The organism is Actinosynnema sp., assembly GCF_052038725.1.
On the sequence record NZ_JBQGCX010001118.1, the window covers coordinates 1 to 5,152 of the forward strand.

Consider the following 5,152-nt stretch of genomic DNA (forward strand, 5'->3'; position numbering starts at 1 on the left):
ACCGACGCCGCCAACCCCTCCCACGACCACGACCCCGCCACCACCCGGCACCGCCCCGGCCCCACCTCCACCACCACCGCGTCCCCGACGTGCGCCGCCACCGCCGAGGCGGGCAGGTCCAGCAGCACCTCGCCCCGGCACGGCCACTCCCCGTCCACCGACCCCCGGAACCGGCCCCGCACGAACGCCGCCACGTCCCCGCCCGGCGCCTCGCGCGCGGCGAAGCGGGGGCCGGTGGGCACGCGCGGGGTGATCCGGTCGGCGCGGAAGGTGCGCCAGTCCTCGCGGTCCAGGTCCCACGCCACCAGGTACCAGCGCCCGCCCGCCGCGACCAGGTGGTGCGGCTCCGCCCGCCGGGGCGTGCCGTCGGAGCCCGCGTAGTCGAACCGCAGCACCTCCCGCGCCCGCACCGCCGCGCTCAGCGCCACCAGCACCTCCCCGTCCACCCGCACCGCCCCCGGCCGTTCCAGCGCCGTGACCTGCAGCGCGTCCACCCGGTGCCGCAGCCGCGCGGGCAGCACCTGCCGCACCGTCGCCAGCGCCCGCACCGCCGCCTCCTCCACCCCGGCCCCGCTGGTCGCCGCCACCCGCAGCGCGACCGCCAGCGCCACGGCCTGCTCGTCGTCGAACAGCAGCGGCGGCATCTGCGTCCCGGCGTCGAGGCGGTACCCGCCGTCGGGGCCCTTGACCGCCGCGATCGGGTAGCCCAGCTCCCGCAACCGGTCGACGTCGCGCCGCACCGTGCGCGAGCTGACGTCCAGCCGCTCGGCCAGCAGCGCGCCCGGCCAGTCGCGCCGCGCCTGGAGCAGGGACAGCAACGACAGCAACCGCGCGGAGGTCTTCTGCACGTCCGGCAGTATCCACCCCGGTAGCGGACACAAACTGTCCTCTTCCCGCGACACGCTGTGCCGCATGAGGACGCGAGAGCTGGGCAGGACCGGGATCCGGGTGAGCCCCTACTGCCTGGGCACCATGATGTTCGGCGCGGGCAACACCGACCTGGACGAGTGCGAGGGCATGGTCCGCCACGCCCTGGACGCGGGCATCAACTTCATCGACACCGCCGACGTGTACGGCGGCGGCGAGTCCGAGCGGGTCGTCGGCCGGGCCATCCGGGGCAGGCGGGACGACGTCGTGCTCGCCACCAAGGGCAACGGCCCGATGGGGGACGACCCCAACCGGCGGGGCAGCTCGCGGCGCTGGATCATCACCGCCGTGGAGGACTCGCTGCGCAGGCTCGCCGTCGACCACGTCGACCTCTACCAGGTGCACCACCCCGACCCGTCGACCGACGACGAGGAGACCCTGTCCGCGCTCACCGACCTGGTGCGCGCGGGCAAGGTCCGCGCCATCGGCACGTCGAGCCTGCCCGCGTCGCGGATCGTGGAGGCCCAGTGGACCGCCGAGCGGCGCGGCCTGCACCGGTACCGCACCGAGCAGCCCCCGTACTCGATCCTCGACCGGGGCGTCGAGCGCGAGGTGCTGCCCACCTGCCGGCGGTACGGGCTGGGCGTGCTGGTGTGGAGCCCGCTCGCGTCCGGCCTGCTCACCGGCCGCTACCGCCGGGGCACGCCGATGAACCCCGGCCGGATGCGCTGGGTCCCCCGGCACCTGACCGACGAGCGCAAGCTCGACGCCGTCGAGCGCCTGATCCCCCTGGCCCGCGAGGCCGGACTGCCGCTGGCGCACCTGGCGATGGCGTTCGCCACCGCCCACCCGGCGGTGACCTCGGCGATCATCGGCCCGCGCACCCCCGAGCAGCTGGCGGACCTGATCGCGGGCGCGGGCGCCGTCCTGGACGACGACCTGCTCGACAAGATCGACGGGATCGTCCCGCCGGGCGCGGACCTCGGGCCGATCGACGTGGCGTTCTCCCCGCCCGAGGTGACCGTCCCGGCGCTGCGCAGGCGTCCGCTCGACGAGCGCGCGGCGGCCTGACGTGACCGTGCTGACCACGCGCGAGCTCAACCGCGCCACCCTCGCCAGGCAGTTGCTGCTGGAGCGCGCCGACCTGGACGCGTGGGGCGCGGTGTCGCACCTGTGCGGGATGCAGGCGCAGGAGCCGCAGGAGCCGTTCACCGGCCTGTGGTCGCGGCTGCGGGACTTCGCGCCCGCCTCGCTGGACGACCTGGTCACCGGCAGGCGCGCGGTGCGGGTGCACTTGATGCGGCGGACCGTGCACCTGGTGACCTCGGAGGACGTGCTGGCGTGGCGGTCGCGGCACGCCGACATGCTGCGCCAGAAGGTGCTCGGGGTGTACCGGGCGGACCTGGCGGGCGTCGACCTGGACGAGCTGGCCGCCGCCGGGCGGGAGGCGCTGGCGGGGGAGCCGAGGAGCGCGGCGGAGGTGGTGCGCGCGCTGGCCGGGCGGTGGCCGTCGGTGGCGGCCAGGGCGCTGGGCGAGATGGTGATCGCCGCGCTCGTGCCGGTGGCCCAGACGCCGCCGCGCGGGCTGTGGCGGGCGAGGGGCGGGGTGCGCAACGCGCTGCTCGCCGACTGGCTCGGCCGCGAACCCGACCCCCTGGACGCCGACGACCCGGTCGGCCGCGAGCTGGTGCGCCGCTACCTGGCCGCGCACGGCCCGGCGAGCTCGGGCGACCTGCGGATGTGGAGCGGCCTGGCCGGGTTGCCCGCCGCCGTGGCGGCGGTGCGCGAGGAGCTGGTGTCGTTCCGCGACGAGCGCGGTCGCGAGCTGCTGGACCTGCCGGGCGCCCCCAGGCCGGACGGCGACGTGCCCGCGCCGGTGCGGTACCTGCCCGCGTTCGACAACGCGATCCTGGGCTACCAGGACCGGAGCCGGATCATCGACGACGCGCACAAGGGGCTGTCGGTGGCCGGGGAGCGGGTGGTGCTGGTGGACGGGCGGGTCACCGCGACCTGGCGGGTGGCCGAGGACGTGGTGCGGGTGGCGCCGCTGCGCGAGCTGACGGGGGCCGAGGTCGACGAGGTCGTGGCGGAGGGCGAGCGGCTGGCGGGGTTCCTGACCGGTGGCGGGCGGGTGGCGGTGGGCTGAGCCGCCACCCGCCCGTGGGGCAGGCGCCCGGCTGCGCCCTGAGCGCCTCGACGTCCTGGAGGTTCGCCAGGTGGCTGAACCGCCCGTCGCGCACCCGGTGGAGGGCGTGCTCGGCGATCTCGAACGACGCCCCGGTGGGCGCCACGCCGAGCCACTCCTTCACCGGCGTTCCCGCGTCGGTCAGCCTGGCGGCGATCCGGTCGCCGTCGACCACCAGCTCGCGCAGCTCCCAGCGCAGGTCGGGCACCGCGTCGACCCCGGCCTGCGCGCGGGCGGGTCGTGGGCGGTGTGCTTCGCGGCGTTCCGGCACGTGCGGATCGGCGGGGTGGTGCGCGGCGGCCCCGGCTCGTGCACGTGCCCGCCGCGTGGTCGGCTCCTCGCCCCGGCAGTTCCGCGACGCCGCCCGCCGCTCCGCCGCCGGGAACGCGCGCGAGGCGTCCGCGAGCTGCGCGGTCCCGCGGTAGCCCTCAGCGCAGCAGCCGCTCCAGGCACAGGTCCATCCCCGCCTCCAGGTGCTCCGCCGACCCGGTCGACAGCAGCACCGTCACCCCGCCCTGCACCGCCGCGATCACCGCCGCCGCCATCCGGTCCGGGTCCAGGCCCGGATCGGCCTCGCCCGCCGCCTGGGTGGCCACCACGCCCTCGCGCACGCATGCCTGCCACCGCCGCAGCAGCCCCGCCGTGACCGCCCGCGACCGCTCGCTGAACCTGCCCACCTCGGCGATCAGCACCACCAGCGGGCAGTGCACCCCCTGGTCGCGGTACCGCTCGACCACCAGGTCGCGCCACGCCAGCCACGCCGCGCGCGAGGTCAGCTCGCTCAGGTACGGCTGCTGGTCCTCGAAGACCCGCTCGGCCTCCAGCTCGGCCACGGCCAGCAGCAGCTGCTCCTTGCCGTCCGGGAAGTAGTGGAAGACCTGGCTCTTGCCGGTGCGGCTGCGCCCGCACACGTCGTCCAGGGTGGTGGCGCTCGCGCCGCGCTCCCTGACCTCCTCGGCGGCGGCCTCGACGATGCGCCTGCGGGTCGCTGCGCCCTTCGCGGTGATCACCCCCAGGACTGTACTTGTGGGTACATTTTGCCGAAAATACCGTCACCCGGCATGAGAGCGATCGTGATCGAGAAGCCCGGTGGACCCGAGGTGCTGGCGCTGCGCGAGCGGCCGGACCCGCGTCCCGGACCGGGCGAGGTGCTGGTGGACGTGCGCGCGGCGGGCGTGAACTTCCAGGACCCCGCCATCCGCGCGCAGGGCGCCGCCGAGGTGCCCGGCATGGAGGGCGCGGGCGTGGTGGCCGAGGTGGGGGCGGACGTGCGCGGGTTCGCGCCCGGCGACCGCGTGGCCTGGATGACGCTGGACCACGGCAGCTACGCCACGCGCGCCGTGCTGCCGGAGTCGAAGCTGGTGGCGCTCCCCGACGGCGTGGGCGAGGAGACGGCCGCCGCGCTGGTGCTCCAGGGGCTGTCCGCGCACCACTTCGCCACCGTGTCCCACCCGACGCAGGCCGGTGAGGTGGTGCTCGTGCACGCCGCCGCCGGTGGCGTCGGGCTGCTGCTGGTGCAGCTGGCCAAGGCGCGCGGGGCCACCGTCGTCGGGCTGGTGTCGCGGGAGGAGAAGGTCGGGGTGGTGCGCGCGGCGGGCGCGGACCACGTGCTGGTGTCGACCGGGGGCGGGTTCGCCGAGGCGGTGCTGGAGCTGACCGGCGGCGTGCACGCGGTGTTCGACGGCGCGGGCGGCAGCACGTTCGAGGCGTCGCTGCGGGTGCTGCGCAGGCACGGCACGCTGGTCTACTACGGGCCGCTGATCGACGACGTGCCGACCGTGCGGATGAGCGAGCTGCCGCGCAGCGTGCGCGTGACCTACTCGTCGGTGGAGGACCACATCAGCGGGCCCGGCGAGCTGGAGGCGCACGCGGGGGAGCTGTTCGGCATGGTCGAGCGCGGTGAGCTGGCGGTGCGGATCGGCGGGCGCTACCCCCTGGCGGAGGCGGCCAGGGCGCACGCGGACCTGGGGTCGCGGGCGACCACCGGGAAGCTGCTGCTGCTCCCGTAGGGCGGCGGGAGCAGGGGTGGAGGTCCCCGGCGCGGGGGCCCGCTCCACCCCGCCCCCGGCCCGCCCGGCGTCCCCTCCCGGTCGCGCGGGC

General features: G+C 76.5%; 5 protein-coding genes and 1 pseudogene. 3 read left to right on the forward strand and 3 right to left on the reverse strand.

Going from position 1 to position 5,152, the window contains the following annotated elements; all coding sequences use genetic code 11:
- On the reverse strand, nucleotides 1-848 hold an 848-nt coding region (locus tag ACTUAL_RS23580; RefSeq protein ID WP_440901778.1), incomplete at its 3' end, for a helix-turn-helix transcriptional regulator.
- Nucleotides 849-912: 64 nt separating this feature from the next.
- On the opposite strand from ACTUAL_RS23580, the gene ACTUAL_RS23585 reads away from it, so the two are divergent.
- Both ACTUAL_RS23585 and ACTUAL_RS23590 read left to right on the forward strand, forming a co-directional pair.
- On the forward strand, nucleotides 913-1,938 hold the full coding sequence (locus ACTUAL_RS23585; RefSeq protein WP_440901779.1) for an aldo/keto reductase: 1,026 nt from the start codon (nucleotides 913-915) through the stop codon (nucleotides 1,936-1,938).
- A 1-nt stretch (nucleotide 1,939) separates the two neighbouring features.
- Nucleotides 1,940-3,013 carry a winged helix DNA-binding domain-containing protein gene (locus ACTUAL_RS23590; RefSeq protein ID WP_096494466.1) on the forward strand — a complete coding sequence of 358 codons (1,074 nt, stop codon included), beginning with the start codon at nucleotides 1,940-1,942 and terminating at the stop codon, nucleotides 3,011-3,013.
- 43 nt (nucleotides 3,014-3,056) lie between these two features.
- Here ACTUAL_RS23590 and ACTUAL_RS23595 read toward each other — a convergent pair.
- Together ACTUAL_RS23595 and ACTUAL_RS23600 are read right to left on the reverse strand one after the other, a co-directional pair.
- A pseudogene (locus tag ACTUAL_RS23595) lies at nucleotides 3,057-3,332 on the reverse strand (ester cyclase); the annotation flags it as partial.
- A 148-nt stretch (nucleotides 3,333-3,480) separates the two neighbouring features.
- Complete coding sequence (locus ACTUAL_RS23600; RefSeq protein WP_096494468.1) at nucleotides 3,481-4,062, reverse strand: TetR/AcrR family transcriptional regulator; 582 nt, start codon at nucleotides 4,060-4,062, stop codon at nucleotides 3,481-3,483.
- A gap of 51 nt (nucleotides 4,063-4,113) precedes the next feature.
- Here ACTUAL_RS23600 and ACTUAL_RS23605 point away from each other — a divergent pair, with 51 nt between their 5' ends.
- A complete protein-coding gene (locus ACTUAL_RS23605; protein ID WP_440901780.1) occupies nucleotides 4,114-5,061 on the forward strand; it encodes a quinone oxidoreductase family protein in 948 nt (315 codons plus the stop codon).
- Nucleotides 5,062-5,152 lie beyond the last annotated feature (91 nt).

Excerpts from the sequence above, each read along its gene's own strand:
- ACTUAL_RS23585 (WP_440901779.1), top strand. The coding sequence starts at position 913 with ATGAGGACGCGAGAGCTGGGCAGGACCGGGATCCGGGTGAGCCCCTAC.
- ACTUAL_RS23605 (WP_440901780.1), top strand. The coding sequence starts at position 4,114 with ATGAGAGCGATCGTGATCGAGAAGCCCGGTGGACCCGAGGTGCTGGCG.